Source organism: Rhodanobacter sp. OK091 (assembly GCF_900142825.1).
Taxonomy (GTDB): domain Bacteria; phylum Pseudomonadota; class Gammaproteobacteria; order Xanthomonadales; family Rhodanobacteraceae; genus Rhodanobacter.
The window spans coordinates 256,932-279,837 of sequence record NZ_FRCH01000001.1; the positions used below are offsets into that span (position 1 = coordinate 256,932).

A 22,906-nucleotide genomic window follows, 5' to 3' on the forward strand; every position below is an offset into this window, starting at 1 on the left:
TCCACACAGTGGATCGTGCCGACCCGGGTGGTGAGCGATGACGCTCTCACGTCGCCGCTTTCTGTGCGGAGCCGGCAGTTTGATCGGGAGCTATGCGCTCGCCGATGTGCTGCATGCGGCGTCGGCGCGTACGATGCCGATGCGCATGGCGATGCCGACGCTGGCGCCGCCGAAGGTGCCGCTGGTGAATCCCGCCACCTTGGCGCGTTTCGTCGATCCGCTGCCGGTGCCGCCCATCGCACGTCCGTCCGGCCAGCGCACGCATCCGGCTTATCCTGGCCGCAGCCTGCCGTATTACCGGATGGAGATGCGCGCATTCAGCGCCCGCGTGCATCGCGACGTGCCGCCCACACCCATGTGGGGTTACGACGGTCGCTCACCCGGCCCGACCTTCGAGACCGTGCGCGGCGAACCGCTGCTGATCGAATGGGTCAATGCGCTGCCGACGAAGCACTTCCTGCCGATCGACTACAACATTCACGGCGCGGAACGCACGAAGCCCGCGGTACGCACGGTGACGCACGTGCACGGCGCGCGCGTGCCGGCCGGCAGCGATGGCTGGCCGGAGGACTGGTTCGCGCCGGGCCACTCGGCGCTGCTCCATTATCCGGGCGTGCAGGACGCGGCAAGCCTGTGGTACCACGACCATGCGATGGGCATCACCCGGCTCAACATCTACGCCGGATTATTCGGTGCGTTCAATGTGCGCGATGCGGACGAGCAGTCGCTTGGCCTGCCATCCGGGGACTGCGATCTGCCGCTGATCTTGTGCGACCGCCTGATCGCACAGGACGGCCAGCTGTACTACCCGGTCTCGGACGATCCATCCGCGCCATGGGTGCCGGAATGCCGCGGCAATAGCGTGCTGTGCAACGGCAAGCTCTATCCGTACTTCGACGTGGAGCCGCGGCGTTACCGCTTGCGCCTGATCAACGTGGCCAACACCCGCTTCTTCGATCTGTCGCTGTCGCAGGGACACGTGTTCCAGCAGATCGGCAGCGACCAGGGGCTGCTGGCTGCACCGCTGCAGCGCTTGCGCATCGAGCTCTATCCGGCCGAGCGTGCCGACGTGGTGGTGGATTTCACCGGCATGGCCGGGCAGACCGTACACCTGCATCAGCAGTCCGAGGCCATTCTGGAATTTCGCGTGCGCGACCGCGGGCGGCCCGACCCGTCGGTCCTGCCGGCGACGCTGCGGCCGGTGCCGCGCATCGACCCTGCAACGGCGGTGCGTCATCGCGTGTTGACCGTGGGCGAACAGGACGACGCAAGCGGCAACCCGATGATGATGACGCTGGACGGCCGGATGTGGTCCGATCCGGTGACCGAAAAGCCGAAGCAGAACACGATAGAAACTTGGAACTTCGTCAACATCACCGGCGACGCGCATCCGATCCATCTGCACCTGGTGCGCTTCCAGATCATCGACCGGCGCCCATTCGACTTGTTTGCATGGAACGCCAGCCGCGTCGTCAAGTACATCGGGCCGGCGCAGCTTCCCCCACCGCACGAGGCCGGCTGGAAAGATACCGTGCGTGCCGATCCCGGCATGGTCACGCGCATCGCCATGCGCTTCGAAGGCGAACCCGGTCGCTACGTATGGCATTGCCATTACCTCGAACACGAGGACAACGAAATGATGCGGCCCTACCAGCTGCTGCCGGCGTGAACAGCAAGCTGGATCGTCGGTGCGAGGGCTCGCGAGTGAGCGGTAGCCGCACTGTCATATTGAGCTCGCGCACTGTCGCGTCAGCGCCAACGTAGCGTCATCTGCGCGGACCAAACTACGGTCGGTTTGCGGAGCGCACCACGCACGCAAGCCAGCAATCAGGGGGATTACTCGAAGACAGCCTTTGCCGGTCGTCAGCAGGAGATCCTGTCATGCATACAGTGTTTGGCCGCAAGCGGTTGAAGCCGCTGCTCATCGGTGTATTCGCCGCCGGCCTTGCCGGCGTCGTCAGCGCACAATCCACACCAGCCGACAAGGACGCGACGTTTCGTCAGCATGTGCCGGGCGCCGGCACGCTTCATCAACCCGGGTTGCCCGGTGGTGTCGTCACCTTGCATCGCCCCCGCCGCGGCGGCGATCGCAGCGATCTCACGCGGACGCCGATCAAGCACGTCATCCTGCTGATCGGTGAAAACCGTACCTTCGACCACGTCTACGCCACCTACCAGCCGCCACGCGGGCAGAGCGTGCGCAACCTGCTGTCCGAAGGCATCGTCAACGTGGATGGCACGCCAGGGCCGAACGTTGCCGCCGCACGCCAGTGGCAGGCATCGAACCCCGGCACCTACTCGGTGGCGCCGACGCATACCGCGCCTTATGCACTGCTGCCGGCGATGAACACCGGCGGCGCACCGACCCAGGCGCCATTCGCGTCGGCGGCGCAGGCGCAGTCCATCGAGCCGGCGTTGCCGCAAGAGGACTACGTCGAACTTGCCGAAGGCGGCACCGGCCTGCCGAATCACGTCATCGATACGCGCTTTCCAACCCAGCTGCCGAACGCTCCGGTCGACATGCATGCGTCGATCAGCGCCAGCGACTACGCCAACAGCCCGGTTCACCGCTTTTTCCAGATGTGGCAGCAGCTCGACTGCGATGTGCAGGCAGCCACGCCGCATAACCCGAGCGGCTGCCGCAACGACCTGTTTCCCTGGGTCGAGACCACCATCGGTGCCGGCAACAACGGTAAGGCACAACCGGCCGGTTTCACCGAGCAGAGCACCGGCGAAGGCTCTACGGCCATGCAGTTCCTCAACATCGCACAAGGCGATGCACCGTATTTCGCCGAGCTGGCGCGCAACTACACGCTAAGCGACAACTTTCATCAGTCGGTGATGGGTGGTACCGGTGCCAACCACATCATGCTCGGTTTCGGCAGCCTGATTTACTACGCCGATCCGCAAGGTCGTCCGGCCATGCCGCCGGCGAACCAGATCGAGAATCCCGATACGCAGCCTGGCACCAACAATTGGTACGTGCAGGACGGTTACGGCGGCGGCTCCTACGTCAACTGCGCCGACGACACGCAGCCGGGCGTGGGGCCGGTCAAGTCCTATCTGCGCTCGCTGCCTTACCGCACCTTCCACGGCACCGACTGCAGCCCGGGCGCGTACTACCTGGTGAACAACTACAACCCGGGCTACCTCGGCGACGGCACGCCTGCGCCGCTGGGCAGCAAGCAGTTCACCATCCCGCCCACCACGCAGGACAATCTCGCACTGCTGCTGGAACGCCATCGCGTCAGCTGGAAGTACTACGGCGAAGGCTGGGGCAATGGCAAGGAAAACGGCGAGGCCGGCACGTTCTGCAACATCTGTAATCCGTTCCTCTACTCCACTCAGGTGATGACCAACCCCGACCTGCGCGACAACAACCAGGACATCAACGACCTCTACGCCGACATCCAGAACGATACGCTGCCGGCCGTGTCGATCGCCAAGCCCGATGGCATTCTGGACGGCCATCCGGCCTCGTCGAAGCTGGAACTCTTCGCCGGCTACGTGAAGAAGATCGTCGACATGGCCAAGGCGAATCCGAAGGTGTGGAACGACACCGTGATCATGGTGACGTTCGATGAAGGCGGCGGCTACTACGACTCCGGCTATGTGCAGCCGATCGACTTCTTCGGCGACGGCTCGCGCATCCCGCTACTGGTGATCTCGCGCTACTCCCAGGGTGGCCGCGTGGTGCACACGTACTACGACCATGTGTCCTTCGACAAATTCGTCGAAGCGAACTGGGGTCTGCACGAAGCGATCTCGGCGCGCAGCCGCGATAACCTGCCCAACCCGATCGCGCTACGCAGCGACCCTTATGTGCCGGTCAATGCGCCGGCGATCGGCAACCTGATGGACATGTTCGACTTCGACGATGGCGACTCCTCCGAGGCGACCGTCGCCGCCATCAAGGACTGAGCATCGTGCGAATCGCGCCCTGCCTGTGTACAGGCAGGGCGTTCGCCCGTTCCCAAGCTGCGGAGACTGCTCCAACCATGGCTGATTCCATTCCATCGGCGTGGCGCGGCTGCCACCCTTCCCTCGCCGGCCGCGGCCTCGCCCTCATGCTGCTGATCGCAGGCGGCCTCTGCAGTACGCCCAGCCGCGCCGATCCCGGCGATTTCGCGGCGATGCCGGGACTGTGGAAAATCGTGACCACGCCAGTCGATCACGGTCGCCGCGGCAAGCCGGTGATCGAATGGCGTTGCGTGGACGAAGGCGCCGATCCCTGGACCGCTTTCGCCGTTGTTCCCTTGCCCGCGTTGGCCCCTTGTCAGCGCAATAGCCAACATCGAAGCAGCACGGACCTGACATGGACGATGAGTTGCGGCGAAAGCTCCCAGGGCCGCGGCCGCGTGGGCTTCGATTCGGCGGAGCACTACACCGCCAGCATCGTGCTGCAGGATCGTGGCGAAATCGCGCGTGTCGAAGGCCAGCGCCATGCCGCATGCACCAGTCCCAGCGACTGAGCAAGGAAAGCGGCATCATCCCGCTCCTGCCCTGACTTTCCCGGCCTGCCGACATTGGCCGGCACGCACAAGGCGCAGTTCGGGTCGGCTTTGATCAATCGGCGGCGGCGGGTGCCGGAAACATCAAGATAGTGATTTCCTTGCCTTGGGGTATCTGCAGGGTCGGCGTGCCCAGGGCGGCGATGCGGCCCTTGAACGCATCCAGCTCCTCACGCTCGCCCAAGGCGGAGCGGCCGTTCACCGCCCAGACGCGGCCGCCTTGTTTCCAGCGTGCCAGCGCCAGGTCGAGTCGCGGCGTTACCAGCGCGGTGGCCTCGAGCGGCGCGGCGTTTCGGGGTTGCAGCACCATCAGCATGGTGGGCGCGTTCGGGTCGCCGGTGAATACGGTATCGCCGGGGCGTACATGGGCCGCCAGCGTGGCTGCGGCCATGTCCCAGCGCGGCTTCGTCTCGATCCGGTAGATCGGCGCAAGATTGACCACGCACAGCAACATCAACGAGGTCATCGCGAAAGGCAGGACGCGGCGCGGCAAGGTGGCCGCGCCCAGGCCGGCCAACACGAAGAACGGCGCCGCGCTCCACAGGATATAGCGCGGCAGCAGCATGGGCTTGACCAGCGATATCGCCAGCAGGCATAGCGGCAGTACGGCAAAGCCCAACAGCAGTACGCGCCCTACCAGCCGTCTGCGCATATGCCACAGTCCGACTGCCCCCAGCATCCCGACCAGAAGCCCGAGCAAGGGCACCGCCGTGGGCAACACCGTGAACCGCACTACCGCGGCCATGCGCATCAGATAGGCGCTCTTGGCGGCGACCTTGAGGTTTCGCCAGCTCAACGGGGGAATCCAGTCGAACTTCTGCAACATCTGGCCATCGCTGGCCGCCAGAATCGCGCCGTAGAAAGGCACGCAACACACCAGGATGAGTGCCAGGCTGAGCAGCCAGTTGCGGCGAAAGCCGGTGCGCAGGTCGGGCGGCAGTTCCAGGCGCAGGCCGCGCCAGATCAGCAGCAGCGAAGCATTGGCGGCGATCAGCCACGGTGCCGCGTCGCTGAGCACGTCCAGCGCGCCGATCGTGCCAAGCACATAGGTTGCCCAGCCGCGCCAGTCGGCATCGGGGTGGCGAAGATCCAGCGCGGCGCGCGGCGGATTTTGGGCCAGGCGTACCAGGCCCCACAACGCGATGGTGATCAGCAAGGTGACCAGCGTGTAGGAGCGGGCTTCCTGGCCGTATTGCACTTGCAGCGGCGACAGCGCCATCAGCAGTCCAGCGACGATCGCCGCGCCGCGGCCGCCGATGCGCCGTGCGATAGCGAATACCATGCCGGCTGACAACGCGCCGAATAGCGCCGAGGGAATCCGCAGCAACGCGTTGCCCACGCCGAGTTGCGAGATCAGCTGCAGCAGCAGGAAATAACTCGGCATGTGCCGATTGGCGTAGCTGTCGGCGATCAGGCTGCCTGTGCCGAGATGAATCCGCTGAAAGGTCAGCGCCTCGTCGAGCCAGAACGGCTGGCGTTCGATATGCAGCAGTCGGGCCGCCAGGCCGATGACCAACACGAACAGCGTCCACGCGATGTCGCCTGCCGGCCATTTTCGGATGGCGCCGGTTTGTGCGTTGTCGATCGCGATGAGTGCTTTCAATGGAAGACCGCCACAGTAATCACGATCGTGGTGTCAGCGCCCCGCTGCACCGCGATCGTGATGGAAAAACATGTCGCTGGCATGACGTCCCAGCGATCTATCCCGACGGGGGTGTGGAAGCTAACGCGAGTCAGGTGAATCGGTTGTCCGAGGATGGAAATGTTCAATCCGTCCTGGACTGGAAAAGCCGCCCGCCATCCTCACACCTTGACGAAATAGGGAATCGCCATCAGCGCGATGCCGATGGCAAGCAGCGGCAACGTACCCGAGACAAAATACGGAAACAGCATCAGCGCCAGTCCGCATGCCAGCGGAACAACTGCCCGCTGTTTCCTGCCATACAGGAAGAAACCGAAGCCGATCGACCCGAACAGGACGCCCCACAGTAGTGTCGATGCGTTCAATGCGACCCCGGCGGTTGCGATCTGGGTTGTGGACTGGATGGCAGGATCCTACTCCACGCCGGGCCGTGCGATCCGGACATGTGCTGTCATGCACTTTTCCGGAAGCCGTGGAACGTGCCAGTCTTCCCCAAATCTCGTGTGGCTTGACGGCGCGCATGGCAGGCCGTCAAGCCAGTCGTGGCCACACCAGTCGAATGTTGGGGATGGGAGCGCTCATGAAGTCCACTCGGTATTTTGCGTACGCGGCATGCTGCGTGTTTGCGCTTCCAATGTCGGCGCATGCCGCCACAACTGCACCGGCATTTCAGTTGAGCGATCTGCAGAAGATCGTGAACCTCAGCGAGCCGCAGATTTCGCCGGACGGCAAGCGCATCGCCGTGATCGTGTCGACACCGGACTGGAAGACCGACAAGAGCCAGCAGGAGCTCGACCTAGTGGATGTCGCCAGCGGTGCGCGACGCGCGCTGACCTGGAAGCGCGAGGATATCTCGTCGCCGCGCTGGTCGCCGGACGGCATGCGGCTGGCATTCATCGCCAAGGACGCGGAGACGAAAGAAGGGCAGCTGTACGTGATGCCGATGGACGGAGGCGATGCGTTGCGCGTCACCGAGATCAAGCGTGGCGTGGATGCGTACAGCTGGAGTCCGGATGGCAAGCAGATCGCGTTCGTCAGCGAGGATGAGCCGGCCAATGCGAAAGCCATCAAGGAACACGACGACGCATTCCAGGTCACCGACAACCACTTCCTTACCCGCGCCGCCCTCACGCCATGGCACCTGTGGCTGGTGCCCAGTGCCGGCGGCAGGGCGAAACGACTCACCCACGGCGACTACAGCCTGCAGACCGACCAGCAGGACAACGCGCCGGTACCCGCCTGGAGCCGCGACGGCCACAGTATCGCATTCACGCATTTTCCCGGTGCGTACTGGGGACCGTCGTTCCACTCGGTGATCGCCGCGATGGACGCCGGCGGTGGCGAAACGCGCACGCTGGCTTCCGCCGAGGGAGCGATGAGTGCCACCTATGCGCCGGACGGCGACAGCTTCGCCTTCATGCGCCCGCGCAGTGGCGACCAGAACAACGGCAACGCGGTCTACGTGACAGCGAACGGCAAAAGCCGCGATGTCACCGAGATGCTGGCGCGCAACGTCAACAGCTACGTCTGGCTGCCGCGCGGCAAGGCGCTCCTGCTGGCAGGTGGCGAAGGAACGCGCTCGGTGCTGTGGGAGCAGCCGCTGTCCGGTGCGGCGAAGAAGCTCGATCTCGGCGACGTCGAAGCCGGCACCGACGTGAGCGTGTCGAAGGCCGGTGCGCTGACCTTCATCGGCAGCACCCCGACGCATCCGGGCGAGCTGTATGTGATGGATTCAGCGGACGCGAAACCGCGTCGACTCACCGACCTCAACACGTTCATCGACAGCCTCACACTCGGCCGCACCGAATCGATCGAGTGGCAGGGACCTGACGGTTTCCGCGAAGACGGCGTACTGACTTACCCCGTCGGCTATCAGCGCGGACAAACCTATCCGCTGGTATTGGTGATCCACGGTGGCCCGGAAGAATCATCCACGGTGAAGTTCGCGCCACTGCCGCAACTGCTGGCTGCCGCGGGCTTCGTGGTGTTCCAGCCGAATTACCGCGGCAGCAATAATCTCGGCGATGCCTACCAGCACGCGATACTGCGCGATACTGGTGTCGGTCCCGGCAAAGACGTGATGGCGGGCGTGGACGCAGTGAAGAAACTCGGCATCGTCGACACGCAGCGCATCGGCGTCAGCGGCTGGTCGTACGGCGGCTACATGACCACCTGGCTCACCGGCCATTACCCGGTATGGAAGGCCGCGGTGTCTGGCGCGGCGCTGACCGACTGGGTGATGGATTACACCGTGTCCTACTATCAGACCGGCGACACCTATTTCTTCGGCGGCTCGCCGTGGATGGCGAAATACCAGGACATCTGGCGCGAACAGTCACCGATCACGTACGCGCACAACGTTACCGCACCGACCTTGATCATGGGCGACGTGGGCGATCCCAACGTGCCGCTGCTGAACAGTTACGAGTGGTACCACGCGCTGCGCGACAACGGCGTACCGGTGGAGTTCTACGCCTACCCGGTGGACACGCATTTCCCCAAGGACATCGTGCGCACCACCGATGTATACCGCCGCTGGGTGGGCTGGATGAGCCAGCACCTGCAGCGCGCACCCTGAGCAAACCAGGGCCTCGCAAGGAGGGTCGGCATCTCCAGCTAGTGGCTGCCGCCGGCCGTTGTCCCGCACAGTTTTTCCATCAGCTCGGCTTGCACATCGCGAGCCGGTTCGGTACTGGCCATCGGCGGATGCAGGTATTGGCCGTCGGAATGCAGCAGCAGCGCACTCGTGTTGTCGGTGAGATAAAGCTCCAGCGCGTTGCGCACGCGTTGCTGCAGCTTTTTTCCTTCGATCGGAAACGCCGTTTCGACACGGCGATCCAGGTTGCGCTCCATCAGGTCGGCACTGGATAGGTATAGCCGCGGCTCGCCGTTGTCGGCAAACCAGTAAGCGCGGCTGTGTTCCAGGAAACGGCCGATGATCGAGCGCACGCGGATATTTTCCGAGACGCCTTCCACCCCGGGACGCAGGCAGCATATGCCGCGCACGATCAAGTCGATCTGCACACCGGCGATGCTGGCCTTGTACAGCGCACGGATGATCTTCGGTTCGGTCAGCGCGTTGACCTTGAAGATGATCCGCGCCGGCTTGCCGGCGGCGGCGTGCGCGGTTTCCCGCGCGATCAGTTCGAGCAAGGTCTTCTTCAGCGTGAACGGCGCATGCAGCAGCTTCTTCATGTGCAGCAACTTGCCCATGCCGGTGAGCTGGCTGAACAGTTTATGCACGTCCTCGCACAGCGCCGCGTCGGAAGTGAGCAAGCTGTAGTCGGTGTACAGCCGTGCGTTGCCGGTGTGGTAGTTGCCGGTGCCCATGTGGGCGTAACGCACCAGTTCGTTGCCTTCGCGGCGCTGGATCAGCATCAGCTTGGCGTGCGTCTTGATGCCGACCACACCGTAGATCACCATCGCGCCGGCCTGCTGCAGACGCGAGGCGAGCGTGAGGTTGGATTCCTCATCGAAGCGTGCGCGCAGCTCGACCACCGCGGTCACTTCCTTGCCGGCGCGCGCCGCGTCGACCAGCGCATCGACGATTTCCGAATTCGCGTTGGTACGGTACAGCGTCTGCTTGATCGCCAGCACCTGCGGATCGGCGGCCGCCTGGCGCAGCAAGTCGACCACCGGCGAGAACGATTCGTACGGATGCAGCAGCAGCACATCCTGCTTGCCGATGACCTGGAAAAGGTCCTCGGCGTGCTTGAGCGCTTTCGGCAACACCGGGGTGAACCGGGGATATTGCAACTGCGGATAACCCGCCTCGCTGGCAATGCGGAACAGCCGCGCCAGATTCACCGGTCCGTTCACCTCGTACATTTCCGACTCGGCGAGACCGAACTGTTTGAGCAGGTAGTCGGTCAGATCCTTTGGACAGTTGTCGGCCACCTCCAGCCGCACCGCATCGCCGAATCGGCGCGAGTACAGCTCGCCGCGCAGCGCCAGCGCCAGATCCTCGACGTCTTCCGGATCGAGCGTGAGATCGGCGTTGCGGGTCAGCCGGAACTGATAGCAGCCGAGCACCTGCATGCCGGGAAACAGTTCCTCCGCGTGCGCATGAATCATCGAGGACAGCAGCACGTAGTTGTCGCCGCCCTCGCAGATTTCCAGCGGCAGGCGGATCAGTCGCGGCAACACGCGTGGAGCCGGCACGATGGCCAGGCCCGAGTCGCGTCCGAACGCATCGACGCCGTCCAGCCGCACGATGAAGTTGAGGCTCTTGTTGACCAGCAACGGAAACGGATGGGTCGGATCGAGCCCGATCGGCGTGATCAGCGGCGCCACCTCGTCGCGGAAATAACGACGTACCCACAGCTTCTGTTTGTGCGTCCATTGCGTGCGGCGAACGATGCGGATGCCGTGCGAAACCAGCTCCGGCAGAATCCGCTCGTTGAGGATCGCGTACTGCCGCTCGATCTGCTTGTGCGCGATCTCGCTGATCTCGGCCAGCGCGCGCTTCGGCGGAATGCCATCCGGACCGATCAGCTCGTGATCCAGCGCGATCTGGCCTTTCAGCCCGGCGACCCGGATCTCGAAGAACTCGTCCATGTTGCGCGAAAAAATCAGCAGGAACTTCAGCCGTTCCAGCAGCGGCGTACGTTCGTCCAGCGCCTGGTCCAGCACACGGATGTTGAACTGCAGCTGCGACAGCTCGCGGTGGATGTACAACCGGTTGTCGGTGAGATCCACCGATGCTGCCGCTGGCGAAGCATCGTTGGCGGCCGGCACCGAAGTATCGGTCGGCGAATTCTCGCGAATCAGGTGGCTGTTCATCGGTGCACCGGGTCCGTAAAGATGGCTACAAAGTTCCAGCATGGTACCGCGCTGCCGGTGATGGCTCAGTCAGCGTACCGGAACCGTTCGGCCAGCACTCAGATTGCAACATTCTTCTGACCGGTAAATGACAGCCGCTCCCACAACGGCTGGCACATGCGAGCCATGGGCGATTGTCTTATGGTTGTCATCCCCTGCGGCGGCGTGACGCCGTGCCTCATTCCCCAGCCGAACGTCCCCATGCAGACCCGCGTCGAAAGCGCCCCGCTGTCTCCCGCTGCCATTCCCGTGTCGACCGATACACCGGCCAGTTCGCCATCCAGCGAAGGCACCGCCTTCGGCGTGCTTGGCGGCATCAGCTTCGCGCACATGCTCAACGACATGATCCAGTCGCTGATCCTGGCGATCTATCCGATCCTGAAAAGCGATTTCCATCTGAGCTTTGCCCAGGTCGGCTTGATCACGCTGACCTACCAGCTCACCGCTTCGATGCTGCAGCCGCTGGTCGGCATGGTCACCGACCGCCGACCCATGCCGTACTCGCTGCCGGTGGGCATGGGCTTCACCTTGTGCGGCCTGTTGCTGCTGGCGGTGGCGCCGAACTTTCCGATCCTGTTGCTGGCCGCCGCTCTGGTCGGCACCGGCTCGTCGGTGTTCCATCCGGAATCCTCACGGGTGGCGCGGATGGCTTCCGGCGGACGGCATGGCCTGGCGCAGTCGCTGTTCCAGGTGGGCGGCAACACCGGTTCGTCGCTGGGGCCGCTGCTCGCCGCCTGGATCATCGTGCCGCATGGGCGCGGCAGCGTGGCGTGGTTTTCGCTGGCGGCGCTACTGGCTATCGTCGTGCTGCTGCAGATCGGGCGCTGGTATGGACAACATCATGTCGCACGCAGCAAATCGGCGGCACGGCATCTGACCGTCGTGGCGCTGTCGCGCAACCAGATCATCGGCGCGCTGACGATTCTCGGCCTGCTGGTCTTCTCCAAGTATTTCTACCTGGCCAGCCTCAGCAGCTATTACACCTTCTACCTGATCCACAAGTTCGGCGTGTCGGTGCAGAGCGCGCAGGTGCATCTGTTCGTATTCCTGTTTGCCGTGGCCGCCGGTTCGCTGATCGGCGGTCCGATCGGCGATCGGATCGGGCGCAAGTGGGTGATCTGGGTGTCGATCCTCGGCGTCGCACCGTTCTCTCTGCTGCTGCCACACGCGAACCTGATGTGGACTGGCGTACTCACCGTGGTCATCGGCTTGATCCTGGCCTCGGCATTCTCGGCGATCCTGGTCTATGCACAGGAGCTGATCCCCGGCCGGGTGGGCATGATCTCGGGACTGTTCTTCGGCTTCGCCTTCGGCATGGGCGGCATCGGCGCCGCCGTACTGGGTGGCCTGGCCGATGCGCACGGCATCGAATATGTCTATCGACTGTGCGCGTTTTTGCCGCTGATGGGTTTGATTACAGTGTTTCTGCCGGATATCGAGAAGCGGGCTCACGTTTGATGATTTTGGGGAGCGACTTCAGTCGCGATGGCTTTGCGCTTGGGTGATTTGAAGCAAGAGCTTTCGTGCGCCTCTGGCGCGCGAGTTACTTTCTCTTTGTGTGGCCAAAGAGAAAGTAACCAAAGAGAAAGGCCACCCCGCTTGGCGCTTGCCGCCCATCCCTGGGCGGCAAGTCCGTGAGCCGGGGCCGGGCTTTTCGAACGGGCATCCTGCCCGTGCGAAAAGGAGTCGACCTCCCTGTCGACTCCCGCTGTGCGGCCTGTCGTCCCCGTCTCACCGCCGCACAGGGGCCCCGGGTAGAGCAGCGGGCCTTCCTGGCCCGCACTCGGTGAAAAGCCGAAGCGAAGCGTCGCTCTGGCTGTTGCTCTGGCTCTTCTGAAAAGTACGCGCAGGAGGCGCGTTGCTCTACCCGGGGCCCCTCTGAAGCGGCGGGTGGGCGGAGGAACAGCCCGCAGGGTGGCCGGCATGGATGCCGGCCAGTTTGGCGTCAGGGCAGGAGGCCCTGTCGACAAACCCCGCCACCCACCCGCGGACTTGCCGGGCAGGAAGCCCGGCAAGCGCGTAAGCGGGGGGTCGTTTTCTCTTGGTTACTTCTCTTTTGGACAAGCAAAAGAGAAGTAACTCGCCCTCCGCAGGAGGGTGAAAGCTCTGCACTTAATCAACAAAAATGAGCAAGGGCATCGCCCGCAAGCGGGCTCCTACAAGAAAATCCGGCAGGTACCGATAGAGTCCGGCAGATGCCGATCACCACTAACCCTGGCTTACGGACTTGCCACCCATCGATGAACGCAGCGTGTTATCTGCCGCTGATGGAGCTCATTGCAGCGAGACGGCCTCGTGAGGCTGTCCCGACAACAGCCCGCCGGCCGTTGACCGGGTTCGATTGACCAACTTGTGCTCGTACATCGAGCGATCGGCATTGGCATACAACTGCAGCTCGTCGTCACCGTCTTCGGGTGAAAGCGCCAGACCCACGCTGACACTGATCGAGAGGCGAAACCCCTGGCACTCGACCTCGGACTCCAGTGCCGTCGCAAGCTTGTGCGCGATGCGCTCGACGGCCGCCCGATGGGACATGCTGGTCAGAATGGCCGCAAATTCGTCACCACCCATGCGCGCCAGGACGTCGCCCTCGCGCATATGGGACTGCAGACGCTGCGCCACCGACTGCAGCAAGGCGTCGCCCACGGCGTGACCGTAGCGGTCGTTGATCTCCTTGAAGCCATCCAGATCGAGGATCAGCAAGGCCACCCGGCGCGCGCTGCCACGCGCCTCAGTCAAGGCTGCCTCCAGCTCGCGGACAAACATGCGCCGATTCGGCAGATCGGTCAGCGAGTCGTGCAGCGAGGCATATTCCGCCTGCCCCATCTTCTCCTCCAGCAAGGTGAAGATCATGCCCGTCGCCACCAGAAACTTAGGCAGGTTCCAAACCTCGTTGTCCAGGTGAACTGAGGGTAGGTAGCTCTGCAATAGATAAGCCATCGGAAACACCGCCGCCCAGGCGACAAAGCTTATCGTGGTGAATACGACGCCCACAGTGAATCGTGGCGCCCTATGCCAGAAGAAGAACGCCACCCCGACGTAGTAGGAGAACAAGATCCAGACCAGGATCAGGTCGAACGATTCGCGCAACACTAGAATCGCCTGAACGCTGTACACCACCGCGACGCCAAGCACGCGAGCCAGACGCTGAAAGCCTTGTGCTCCCTGTTGTTTTCCGCGAAAAACCCACAGTGTGGTCATCACACCAAGCGCGGTAAGCGCAAGGTACGTGCCTGTCGAGTGAACGTCGTATACCAGGCAGCCAAAAAGCACCACCTCGGGGACCGACGCCAACAACATCAGGTAGAGGTCTTTTACTCGAGCGGTCTGGCGGTCGTTGCCGGCCCAAATGAAGGTGATGGCGGTGAGCAACAACATCGCCAGAGACACGGCCAATGCTGCATCGGCCGCCTTACCCGGCGGCAGCGCGCTGTTGACGATCTGGGCCACGATGTGGACGAGGATCAGAATCCAACCGATCAACCAGGAACGCAACCGTGTCTGTCGGCTGTGCCGGAGCAACGAACCGAATACCAGTACCAGACCGGATATGGCGATGAAATCTGGGATCAGGGAGTAATTCAATCCTGGCCTCCGACACGGCAAGCACGCGCACAATTCGGCGACGTTCACCGCAGCTATCGGCACATTCCTTCAAATCTTGAGCATGCAACCTCGGCGGACTCGCAGGAGAAGCCGTTCCAGGCGCCGTATCAACCCGCCCCGACCACGACAGGCGCCGGCGGCACATGCTTTTGTGGGAGCGACTTCAGTCGCGAGGGCTTTGCGCTTGTTTGATTTGTTTGAAGCGAAAAGCTTTCGTGCGCCTACGGCGCCCGAGTCACTTTCTCTTTGCGTGCTCAAAGAGAAAGTAACCAAAGAGAAAGAGCACCCCGCTTACGCGCTTGCCGGGCTTCCTGCCCGGCAAGTCCGCGGGTGGGTTCCGGGGTTTGTCGACAGGGCATCCTGCCCTGACGCCAAACTGGCCGGCATCCATGCCGGCCACCCTGCGGGCTGTTCCTCCACCCACCCGCCGCTGCAGAGGGGCCCCGGGTAGAGCAGCGGGCCTTCCTGGCCCGCACTCGGTGAAAAGCCGAAGCGAAGCGTCGCTCTGGCTGTTGACCTAGCTCTTCTGAAAAGTACGCGCAGGAGGCGCGTTGCTCTACCCGGGGCCCCTGTGCGGCGGTGAGACGGGGTCGACAGGCCCGCAGGGGCATCGGCAAGGATGTCGATGCCTTTTCGCCAGGGCAGGATGCCCTGTCGAAAAGCCCGGCCCCGACTCACGGACTTGCCGCCCAGGGATGGGCGGCAAGCGCCAAGCGGGGTGGCCTTCTCTTTTGGTTACTTTTCTCTTGGCCACACAAGAGAAAAGTGACTCGGGCGCCCATGGCGCACGAAAGCTCTTCGCTTCAAACAAACCACCAAGCGCAAAGCCATCGCGACTGAAGTCGCTCCCACAGGAAAATCTGCAAAACTCAGCGCGCGCCGATCACCACCGGCTCCGGTTCCAAGATGACGCCGAACCTCTCGCGCACACCCAGCATCACTTGTTGCGCCAGCGCCCACAGTTGCTGACCAGTCGCCTTCCCGTGATTGACCAGCACCAGCGCATGCCGGTTGGAGATGCCCGCATCGCCTTCGCGAAAACCCTTGAAACCGGCGGTCTCGATCATCCAGGCGGCGGAGACCTTGCAGCGGCCGTCGGGCTGCGGCCAGGCAGGAAGACCAGGATGTTCGCGCTTCAGCGCGTCGGCCAGCGCGGCATCGACGATCGGGTTCTTGAAGAAGCTGCCGGCGTTGCCGATCACCGCCGGGTCGGGCAGCTTGCTGGTGCGCAGGTGCACCACCGCCTCGGCGACGTGGAACGGCGCGGGCTTGTCCACGCCCATGCGCGCCAGCTGCTCGTTGATGCCCGCGTAATCGGTGCGCAGCGGACGGCTGCGCGGCAGCACGAAGCGCACGGCGGTGACGATGTAACGGCCGGGCTCGTGCTTGAACAGCGAGTCGCGGTAGGCGAACGCGCAGACCGCGTGATCCAGCATCACCACGCGGCGCTCGCGGGTGTCCCACGCTTCCACACTCTCGACGAACTCCGCCACCTCGCAACCATAGGCGCCGATGTTCTGGATCGGCGCCGCGCCCACGGTGCCGGGTATCAGGATCAGGTTTTCCAGGCCGGCGTAACCGTGGCCCAGTGTCCAGCGCACGAAATCGTCCCAGCGCTCGCCGGCGGCCACCGCGATGCGTGCGCTGTCGCCATCGCTCTCCACCTGCACACCGCGGGTTTCCATCGCCAGCACAGTGCCGTCGAAATCGCCCGTGAACAGCACGTTGCTGCCCTCGCCCAGCACCAGCAGACGTCCGTTGCGCACGGCCGGGAAGTCGAGCAGTTCGGGCAGCTTGCCGGCGTCGCGGATCTCCGCCAGCAGCGTCGCCCGTGCATCCACGCGCAGCGTGTTGCGGTTGGCCAGCGAGGCGTTCTCGATGAGCGTGTAACCGCCCATGTCCGTGCGTTCAGACAGCATGGGCGGCCTCGCGCTGGCGGCGGATCTCGTTGACGCATTCGCCGACCAGATGCGGCCCGCGATAGATCAGGCCCGAATAGACTTGCACCAGCGAGGCGCCGGCATCGATCTTCTCGGCGGCATCGCTGCCTTCGAGGATGCCGCCCACGCCGATCAGCGGGACGCGTCCCTGCAGACGCCGATGCATGCTGGCGAGCACCGCGGTGGAACGCTCGAACAGCGGCTTGCCGGACACCCCTCCGGTTTCGCCGCCATGCGGATCGCCGGCCACCGCCGCATGGTCGATCGTGGTGTTGGTGCAGATCACGCCATCGATGCCGGTGCGCAGCAGCACCTCGGCGATCGCATCGAGCTCGGTTTCGCTCAGATCCGGCGCGATCTTCAGCAGCATCGGCTTGCGTCGGCCGTGCTGCGAGCCGAGCCGCTCCTGTGCCGCGCGCAGCAACGAGATGAACTTGTACAGCGTGGCTTCCTGCTGCAGGTCGCGCAGCCCCTGGGTGTTCGGCGAGGAGATGTTCACCGTGATGTAGCTGGCGTGTTCGTAGACCTTGTGCAGGCAGGTCAGGTAGTCGTTGACCGCCTTCTCGTTCGGCGTGTCCTTGTTTTTGCCGATGTTGATGCCGAGCACGCCGTGGTAGCTGGACTGCCGCACGTTGCGCACCAGCGCATCGACGCCGCCATTGTTGAAGCCGAGCCGGTTGATGATCGCCTCGTACTGCGGCAGCCGGAACATGCGCGGCTTGTCGTTGCCGGGCTGTGGCAGCGGCGTCACCGTGCCGACTTCGATGAAGCCGAATCCCAGCGCATTCAACGCATCGAGATGTTCGGCATTCTTGTCCAGCCCGGCGGCCAGGCCCACCGGATTCGGGAACGTGATGCCGAACACCGTGACCGGCAGATCCGCCGGAGGTTTGGCGATCCAGTGTGCGAAGTTGCTTCGCTGGGCCACGCCCAACCCGTACAAGGTGACGCGATGCGCGGTTTCGGGATCGAGCTTGAACAGCAGCGGGCGCAGGTAGTCGTACATGGGTCAGGCCATATGTCCGGCGAAGATGCGGGTGTCGTAATCGAAGCTTACCGTGCCCTGTTCGGCGCAGTTGTCGAACAGCTCGCGCAGTTCGCGCAGCATCGGCTCGTGCTGAGGGTGACCGGCCTGCGGCGCATACGACGACGACATCAGGCGGCCCCGCAGCGCCTCGAAGTCCAGTCGCTGGGCGTGCTCGAAACGGGCGCTTCCGCGGAAACCGGCACCGAACCAGGCGCGCATCCGCTCGTCATCGGTATATCGCTCGGCCACGCTGGCGTAGTCGGTCCCGAATTGCTGCAGCAGCGCCTCGTAACCCTCCAGAAAGCGCGTACCGGTGAGCCGGCGTGAATTCCACCAGATCGCCGCCAGTCCGCGCGGGCGCAGGATGCGTGCGAACTCGCGTCGCGTGGTTTCCTGGTCGAACCAGTGGAAGGCCTGCGCCACGGTGACCAGATCCACGCTGGCATCGGGCAGCCCGGTGGCGTCGGCCTTGCCATCGACGGCATCGAAATTTTCGTAGGCCTGCAGCCAGCGTTCGGCGGCGGCGCGCATCGGCGCATTCGGCTCCACCGCCGTCACACGATAGCCCGCATCGAGAAACATCTTCGACGAGATACCGGTGCCGGCACCGACATCCGCCACCCGCCAAGCCGCATCGACGCCCTGCTCGCGCTGCAGCCACTCGATCAGCGCCGGCGGATAATCCGGCCGGTAGCGCACGTAGTCGTCGACGCGGTCGCTGAAGCGCGCGGTGGAATGCAGGTCGCTCATGTCATCTGTCCTGTCTTGTCCCGTCAGCCATTGAGCATCTGGCCGCCGTCGACGACCAGGGTTTGCCCGGTGATCCAGCCTGCGAACGGCGAAGCGAGGAACAGCGCGGCATGGGCGATTTCCTCGGGCCTGCCGAAACGGCCGAACGGAATCTTCGCGAGCGTGGCGCGATAAAGCTCCGGCTGTTCGAGCTTGCGGCGCTCCCACAGGCCGTCGGCGAACGCGATCGAACCCGGCGCGATCGCGTTGACGCGGATGCGATGCTCGGCCAGGGCCAGCGCCTGCGAGGTGGTGTATTGGCTCAGTGCCGCCTTCACCGCCGCATATGGCGCACCGCTGGCACGCGGACGCAATGCCGCAATCGAACTGGTGTGCAGGATGCACGGCTGCGGCGACGCCTTGAGATACGGCAACGCGGCCCGCGACGCGCGCACGGCCGCCATCAGGTCGACATTGAAACCGGCTAGCCAGCCCTCGTCGGTCTCGTCGAAACCGTAGCCGCTGGCGTTGTTGACCAGCACGTCGATGCCGCCGAGCGCGGCGGCCGCGTCCGTCACATAGGCGTCGATCGCCGTCGCATCGGCCAGGTCGCAGCTCTGTGCATGTGCGGTGACACCTTGCCTGGCGATTGCCTGGCGGGCTTCTTCCAGCGCCGCGGCGCCGCGCGCGCAGATCGACACGGCAGCACCGGCCTGGGCGAAAGCCAGCGCCATGCTGCGGCCGATGCCGCGGCTTCCGCCGGCGACGACGACGCGATAACCGTTGAAATCGAAAGGAGCGGAAGGTTGTTCGGCACCCATTCGACGATCAGTGCCAGTTCGAGAACGCAAAGCCGAAGATCAGCACGGCGATGAACACGAAGAGCGCCAGCACGCACAGCACCAGCTGCATGTAGCCGAGCACCAGGCCGGCCACCGCCAGACCGTCACCCTCGATGGCGTGATCGGGCGGGGCTCGACGGATCTCGCCGCGTGCCAGATGGCCGCAGACGATCGCCACGATCGCGCCGATGAACGGCAGCACGCACCAGGCAAGAATGCCGAAGATCAGGCTCACGATGGCCAGCGAATTGGTACCGGACGCTGGTCGATAAGGCGGTTGATAGCTCATCGGATCGCTCACTCGTGTCGGGAGGAAACTTGTCGAAGCGGTTCAGCGTCTCGCCGCGGGTCACGGACGGCGAACCGCCCGTGACCCGCTTACATCGTTACAGGTCGAACTTGATTCCCTGGGCCAGCGGCAGCGAACTCGAATAGTTGATCGTGTTGGTCTGCCGGCGCATATAGACCTTCCATGCATCCGAACCGGATTCGCGGCCGCCGCCGGTTTCCTTCTCGCCGCCGAACGCGCCGCCGATCTCCGCACCGGACGTACCGATGTTGACGTTGGCGATACCGCAGTCCGAACCCGCCGCCGACAGGAACTGCTCGGCACCACGCAGATTGTTGGTGAAGATCGACGAGGACAGGCCCTGCGGCACGTCGTTCTGCATGTCGATCGCCTCGTCCAGCGTCTTGAACGGCATCACGTAGAGGATCGGCGCGAACGTTTCGGTCTGCACGACTTCGTGCGAATTGGCGATGCCCGTGACGATCGTCGGCAGCACGAAGTTGCCCTTGCGATCGGCCAGCGCCGCGCCGCCGGTGGCGATGGTGCCGCCGGCGGCCTTGGCCTTTTCGACCGCGGTGAGATAGCCCTGCACCGCTTCCTGGCTGTTGAGCGGGCCCATCAGCGTGGTGGAAAGGTTGGGATCGCCGATCTTGCCCTCGACCTGCTTGTACGCCTTGACCAGGGTCTCCAGCACGTTGCCGTAGATCGATTCGTGCACGAACAGGCGGCGCGTGGTGGTGCAGCGCTGACCGGCGGTGCCGACGGCGCCGAACACGATGCCCGGGATGGCCAGCTTCAGGTCGGCGCTTTCATCGAGGATGATGGCGTTGTTGCCGCCCAGCTCCAGCAGCGAACGGCCCATGCGCTGCGCCACGCGCTCGCCGACCATGCGGCCGACCTTGGTCGAGCCGGTGAAGCTGATCAACGGAATGCGTTTGTCGTCGACGAAACCCTGCGACAGATCGGTGCCGGCATCGTTGAACAGGAAGAACAGGTCCGGGAAACCGCCGGCCTTCAACGCTTCGTTGCAGATGCGGATGGTGGCGACCGCCGATAGCGGCGTTTTCGGCGACGGCTTCCAGATGCAGATGTCGCCGGCGATGGTGGCCAGCATCGCGTTCCACGCCCATACGGCGACCGGGAAGTTGAACGCGCTGATGATGCCGACCAGGCCCAGCGGGTGGTACTGGTCGTACATGCGATGGCCGGGGCGCTCCGAGTGCATGGTGGCGCCGTACATCATGCGGCTCTGGCCCACCGCGAAATCGGCGATGTCGATCATCTCCTGCACTTCGCCGTCGCCCTCGGGCTTGATCTTGCCCATCTCCAGCGCGACCAGCGAGCCCAGCGCATCCTTGTGCTTGCGCAGCGCTTCACCACACAGGCGGACCGCTTCGCCACGCTGCGGCGCCGGCGTGGTGCGCCATACCTTGAACGCGGCCTGCGCGCGCTTGACGATCACTTCGTAATCGGCGGCACTGGAGGCATGCACGGTGCCTAACACCTCACCGGTGGCAGGATTCACCGGCTGCAGCGCACCGGCGTCGGTGGTCTTGGACCACTCGCCCTGGCCGAGGTAGCTGCCGGACTGCTCGCCATCGAGGCCAAGCGCGGTGAGGATTGCGTGGGACATGGATGTCTCCTGAACTTGCGTGGCGCCTGCCGGCACCGTGAAATGAAGGCGTATCAAACGGCCATTCTAGCAGGCCACCCGGCCATGCCTCAGCAAAGCCGACCGGATCGCACCAGCGCAGGATCCATGCGAAAATCCCGCCGCTGCCCTCGTAGCTCAGTTGGATAGAGCGGTCCCCTCCTAAGGGACAGGTCGGACGTTCGAATCGTCTCGAGGGCACCAATATTTGAACCCGGCGGCCGGCCATCCCGGCCTTTGCGCTTTCCGGCTCAGGAACTGCACGACAGCATCGAGCAGCCGGCCTTGTGCCGCGCCCAGTCCGGGCGCTTCTGCGCGAACGCCTCGCGGCCGGGCTGGTCGTCGTACGGATGGCGCATCACATCGAGCAGCTCGGCAATGCCGCTGGCGTCGCCCTGCTCCGCGCGGTCGATCGCCTGCTGGGCGAGGTAGTTGCGCAGCACGTAGCGCGGATTCGCCGCGCGCATGCGTTCGCGACGTTGCTGCGGCGACAGTGGGTCCTGCGCAAGTCGTGCGACGTAGCGGGCCAGCCAGTCGTTGAGCGCCGGCTCGGCCTCACGCCGTTTTGTCTCGTCGTAGAACGCCTCGAGCATCGGCGTCAGCGTCGGCGCCTGGCGGTCGATATCGGCCAGTGCGCGAAACCACAGTGTCATGTCGATCTCGGCCTGTTGCATCAGCCCCTGCAGTGTCTGCATCAACGCCAGGTCGTCGTCGCGGCATTCGGCCAGACCCAGCTTGGCGGCGATGTTGCCGCGATCGGCAGCGGCATAGGCCGCGGCATAGCGATCCAGCCCCTCCTGCAGCGGCTCGATGCCGTCGAACAGCGGAGCCAGCGCGCCGGCGAGACGGCTCAGATTCCACCACGCCACGTTCGGTTGCTGGCCGTAGCGATAGCGGCGGCGCTGTGCATCCGTGGTGTTCGGCGTCCATTCCGCATCGAAATTGTCGACCCAGCCGTACGGACCATAGTCGATGGTGAGGCCCAGGATCGACATGTTGTCGGTGTTCATCACGCCATGTACGAAACCCACGCGCATCCAGTGCGCGATCATCGTGGCGGTTCGTTCGCATACCTGCGCAAACCACGTCGCATACAGCGCTTCGCCGTGGCCCTGCAATGCCGGGAAGTCGCGGCGGATGGTGAAATCGACCAGTTGCCGCAGCAGCGCGGTATCGCCGCGCGAGGCGGGCAATTCGAAATTACCGAAGCGGATGAACGAAGGTGCCACGCGGCAGACGATCGCACCGGGCTCCGGTTTCGCGTGGCCGTCGTAGAACATGTCGCGCACCACCGCCTCGCCGGTGTCGACCAGGCTCAACGCACGCGTGGTCGGCACGCCCAGGTGATGCATCGCTTCGCTGCACAGGAACTCGCGCACGGACGAGCGCAGCACCGCACGCCCGTCGGCACCACGCGAATACGGCGTCAGTCCCGCACCCTTCAGCTGCAGCTCCCAGCGTTCGCCGGCCGCGTTGACCACCTCGCCCAGCGCGATCGCGCGGCCATCGCCCAGCTGCCCCGCCCATTGGCCGAACTGGTGCCCGCCGTAGTTCGCCGCATACGGCTGCATGCCATCGAGCAGCGCATTGCCGCCGAACAGCTGCGCGAACTCCGGGGTCGCCACATCCGCTTCACTGAGTCCCAGCGTCGCCGCCATCTCCGCCGAATGCGCCAGCAAACGCGGCGCGGCCACCGGCGTGGGTTCGATGCGCGAATACAGGGCGCCTTCGACCTGGCGCAGGCGTGCGCCCTGCTCCGTATCAGCGGGCAGCTCATGCACGAACGCGTTGTCGAACTGCAAGGTGAACATGTGGGTTGCGCGAGCCGGAATGATGCAGCCTATATCC

Annotated in this window: 16 protein-coding genes and 1 tRNA gene; 6 read left to right on the forward strand and 11 right to left on the reverse strand. The window is 64.3% G+C overall.

Annotation, left to right across the window (positions count from 1 at the left end):
* Positions 1-37 precede the first annotated feature (37 nt).
* From BUA26_RS01315 to BUA26_RS01325, 3 genes are all read left to right on the forward strand, one after another.
* Positions 38-1,669, forward strand: coding sequence for a multicopper oxidase family protein (locus BUA26_RS01315; protein WP_083572832.1), 1,632 nt, complete (start codon positions 38-40; stop codon positions 1,667-1,669).
* Positions 1,670-1,881: 212 nt separating this feature from the next.
* Positions 1,882-3,921, forward strand: coding sequence for an alkaline phosphatase family protein (locus BUA26_RS01320; protein ID WP_072757198.1), 2,040 nt, complete (start codon positions 1,882-1,884; stop codon positions 3,919-3,921).
* 77 nt (positions 3,922-3,998) lie between these two features.
* Entirely contained in the window at positions 3,999-4,472 is a 474-nt protein-coding gene (locus tag BUA26_RS01325; protein WP_143154137.1) for a DUF3617 domain-containing protein, read from the forward strand.
* Between the two features lie 94 nt (positions 4,473-4,566).
* Here BUA26_RS01325 and BUA26_RS01330 read toward each other — a convergent pair whose 3' ends face one another.
* Together BUA26_RS01330 and BUA26_RS01335 are read right to left on the reverse strand one after the other, a co-directional pair.
* Positions 4,567-6,114: a glycosyltransferase family 39 protein gene (locus BUA26_RS01330; RefSeq protein ID WP_072757203.1), complete on the reverse strand. Its 1,548-nt coding sequence runs from the start codon at positions 6,112-6,114 to the stop codon at positions 4,567-4,569.
* 200 nt (positions 6,115-6,314) lie between these two features.
* Entirely contained in the window at positions 6,315-6,518 is a 204-nt protein-coding gene (locus BUA26_RS01335; protein ID WP_072757205.1) for a hypothetical protein, read from the reverse strand.
* 308 nt (positions 6,519-6,826) lie between these two features.
* Between BUA26_RS01335 and BUA26_RS01340 the strand changes: the two genes are divergently transcribed.
* Positions 6,827-8,731: a S9 family peptidase gene (locus BUA26_RS01340; protein WP_178368515.1), complete on the forward strand. Its 1,905-nt coding sequence runs from the start codon at positions 6,827-6,829 to the stop codon at positions 8,729-8,731.
* Positions 8,732-8,769: 38 nt separating this feature from the next.
* Here BUA26_RS01340 and ppk1 read toward each other — a convergent pair whose 3' ends face one another.
* Entirely contained in the window at positions 8,770-10,935 is a 2,166-nt protein-coding gene (gene ppk1 / locus BUA26_RS01345) for a polyphosphate kinase 1 (protein WP_072757209.1), read from the reverse strand.
* A 240-nt stretch (positions 10,936-11,175) separates the two neighbouring features.
* On the opposite strand from ppk1, the gene BUA26_RS01350 reads away from it, so the two are divergent.
* A complete protein-coding gene (locus BUA26_RS01350; protein ID WP_072757212.1) occupies positions 11,176-12,432 on the forward strand; it encodes an MFS transporter in 1,257 nt (418 codons plus the stop codon).
* 816 nt (positions 12,433-13,248) lie between these two features.
* On the opposite strand, the gene BUA26_RS01355 is transcribed toward BUA26_RS01350, so the two are convergent.
* From BUA26_RS01355 to BUA26_RS01385, 7 genes are all read right to left on the reverse strand, one after another.
* A complete protein-coding gene (locus tag BUA26_RS01355) occupies positions 13,249-14,559 on the reverse strand; it encodes a GGDEF domain-containing protein (RefSeq protein WP_072757214.1) in 1,311 nt (436 codons plus the stop codon).
* Positions 14,560-15,449: 890 nt separating this feature from the next.
* The gene (gene murB / locus BUA26_RS01360; RefSeq protein WP_072757216.1) at positions 15,450-16,478 is read right to left on the reverse strand and encodes a UDP-N-acetylmuramate dehydrogenase; all 1,029 of its coding nucleotides are present in this window, start codon (positions 16,476-16,478) and stop codon (positions 15,450-15,452) included.
* A 10-nt stretch (positions 16,479-16,488) separates the two neighbouring features.
* The gene (locus tag BUA26_RS01365) at positions 16,489-17,526 is read right to left on the reverse strand and encodes a quinone-dependent dihydroorotate dehydrogenase (RefSeq protein ID WP_072757218.1); all 1,038 of its coding nucleotides are present in this window, start codon (positions 17,524-17,526) and stop codon (positions 16,489-16,491) included.
* Between the two features lie 3 nt (positions 17,527-17,529).
* A complete protein-coding gene (locus BUA26_RS01370; protein WP_072757220.1) occupies positions 17,530-18,297 on the reverse strand; it encodes a class I SAM-dependent methyltransferase in 768 nt (255 codons plus the stop codon).
* A 23-nt stretch (positions 18,298-18,320) separates the two neighbouring features.
* On the reverse strand, positions 18,321-19,097 hold the full coding sequence (locus BUA26_RS01375) for an SDR family NAD(P)-dependent oxidoreductase (protein ID WP_072757222.1): 777 nt from the start codon (positions 19,095-19,097) through the stop codon (positions 18,321-18,323).
* Positions 19,098-19,104: 7 nt separating this feature from the next.
* Entirely contained in the window at positions 19,105-19,407 is a 303-nt protein-coding gene (locus BUA26_RS01380) for a DUF4190 domain-containing protein (protein ID WP_072757224.1), read from the reverse strand.
* A gap of 97 nt (positions 19,408-19,504) precedes the next feature.
* Positions 19,505-21,040 (reverse strand): L-piperidine-6-carboxylate dehydrogenase, encoded by a 1,536-nt coding sequence (locus BUA26_RS01385; protein WP_072757226.1) that lies wholly within the window; start codon positions 21,038-21,040, stop codon positions 19,505-19,507.
* A 145-nt stretch (positions 21,041-21,185) separates the two neighbouring features.
* Between BUA26_RS01385 and BUA26_RS01390 the strand changes: the two genes are divergently transcribed.
* Positions 21,186-21,262 (forward strand) — tRNA-Arg (locus BUA26_RS01390).
* A gap of 47 nt (positions 21,263-21,309) precedes the next feature.
* Here the strand turns inward: BUA26_RS01390 and BUA26_RS01395 are convergent.
* On the reverse strand, positions 21,310-22,869 hold the full coding sequence (locus BUA26_RS01395; RefSeq protein WP_072757228.1) for a protein adenylyltransferase SelO: 1,560 nt from the start codon (positions 22,867-22,869) through the stop codon (positions 21,310-21,312).
* Positions 22,870-22,906: the final 37 nt, after the last annotated feature.

Bases quoted from the DNA above. Each gene is read 5' to 3' on its own strand.
- BUA26_RS01395 (WP_072757228.1), bottom strand. From the start codon at position 22,869: ATGTTCACCTTGCAGTTCGACAACGCGTTCGTGCATGAGCTGCCCGCT.
- BUA26_RS01320 (WP_072757198.1), top strand. From the start codon at position 1,882: ATGCATACAGTGTTTGGCCGCAAGCGGTTGAAGCCGCTGCTCATCGGT.
- BUA26_RS01385 (WP_072757226.1), bottom strand. From the start codon at position 21,040: ATGTCCCACGCAATCCTCACCGCGCTTGGCCTCGATGGCGAGCAGTCC.
- murB (WP_072757216.1), bottom strand. From the start codon at position 16,478: ATGGGCGGTTACACGCTCATCGAGAACGCCTCGCTGGCCAACCGCAAC.
- BUA26_RS01370 (WP_072757220.1), bottom strand. From the start codon at position 18,297: ATGAGCGACCTGCATTCCACCGCGCGCTTCAGCGACCGCGTCGACGAC.
- BUA26_RS01350 (WP_072757212.1), top strand. From the start codon at position 11,176: ATGCAGACCCGCGTCGAAAGCGCCCCGCTGTCTCCCGCTGCCATTCCC.
- BUA26_RS01365 (WP_072757218.1), bottom strand. From the start codon at position 17,526: ATGTACGACTACCTGCGCCCGCTGCTGTTCAAGCTCGATCCCGAAACC.
- BUA26_RS01325 (WP_143154137.1), top strand. From the start codon at position 3,999: ATGGCTGATTCCATTCCATCGGCGTGGCGCGGCTGCCACCCTTCCCTC.
- ppk1 (WP_072757209.1), bottom strand. From the start codon at position 10,935: ATGAACAGCCACCTGATTCGCGAGAATTCGCCGACCGATACTTCGGTG.
- BUA26_RS01375 (WP_072757222.1), bottom strand. From the start codon at position 19,097: ATGGGTGCCGAACAACCTTCCGCTCCTTTCGATTTCAACGGTTATCGC.
- BUA26_RS01380 (WP_072757224.1), bottom strand. From the start codon at position 19,407: ATGAGCTATCAACCGCCTTATCGACCAGCGTCCGGTACCAATTCGCTG.
- BUA26_RS01315 (WP_083572832.1), top strand. From the start codon at position 38: ATGACGCTCTCACGTCGCCGCTTTCTGTGCGGAGCCGGCAGTTTGATC.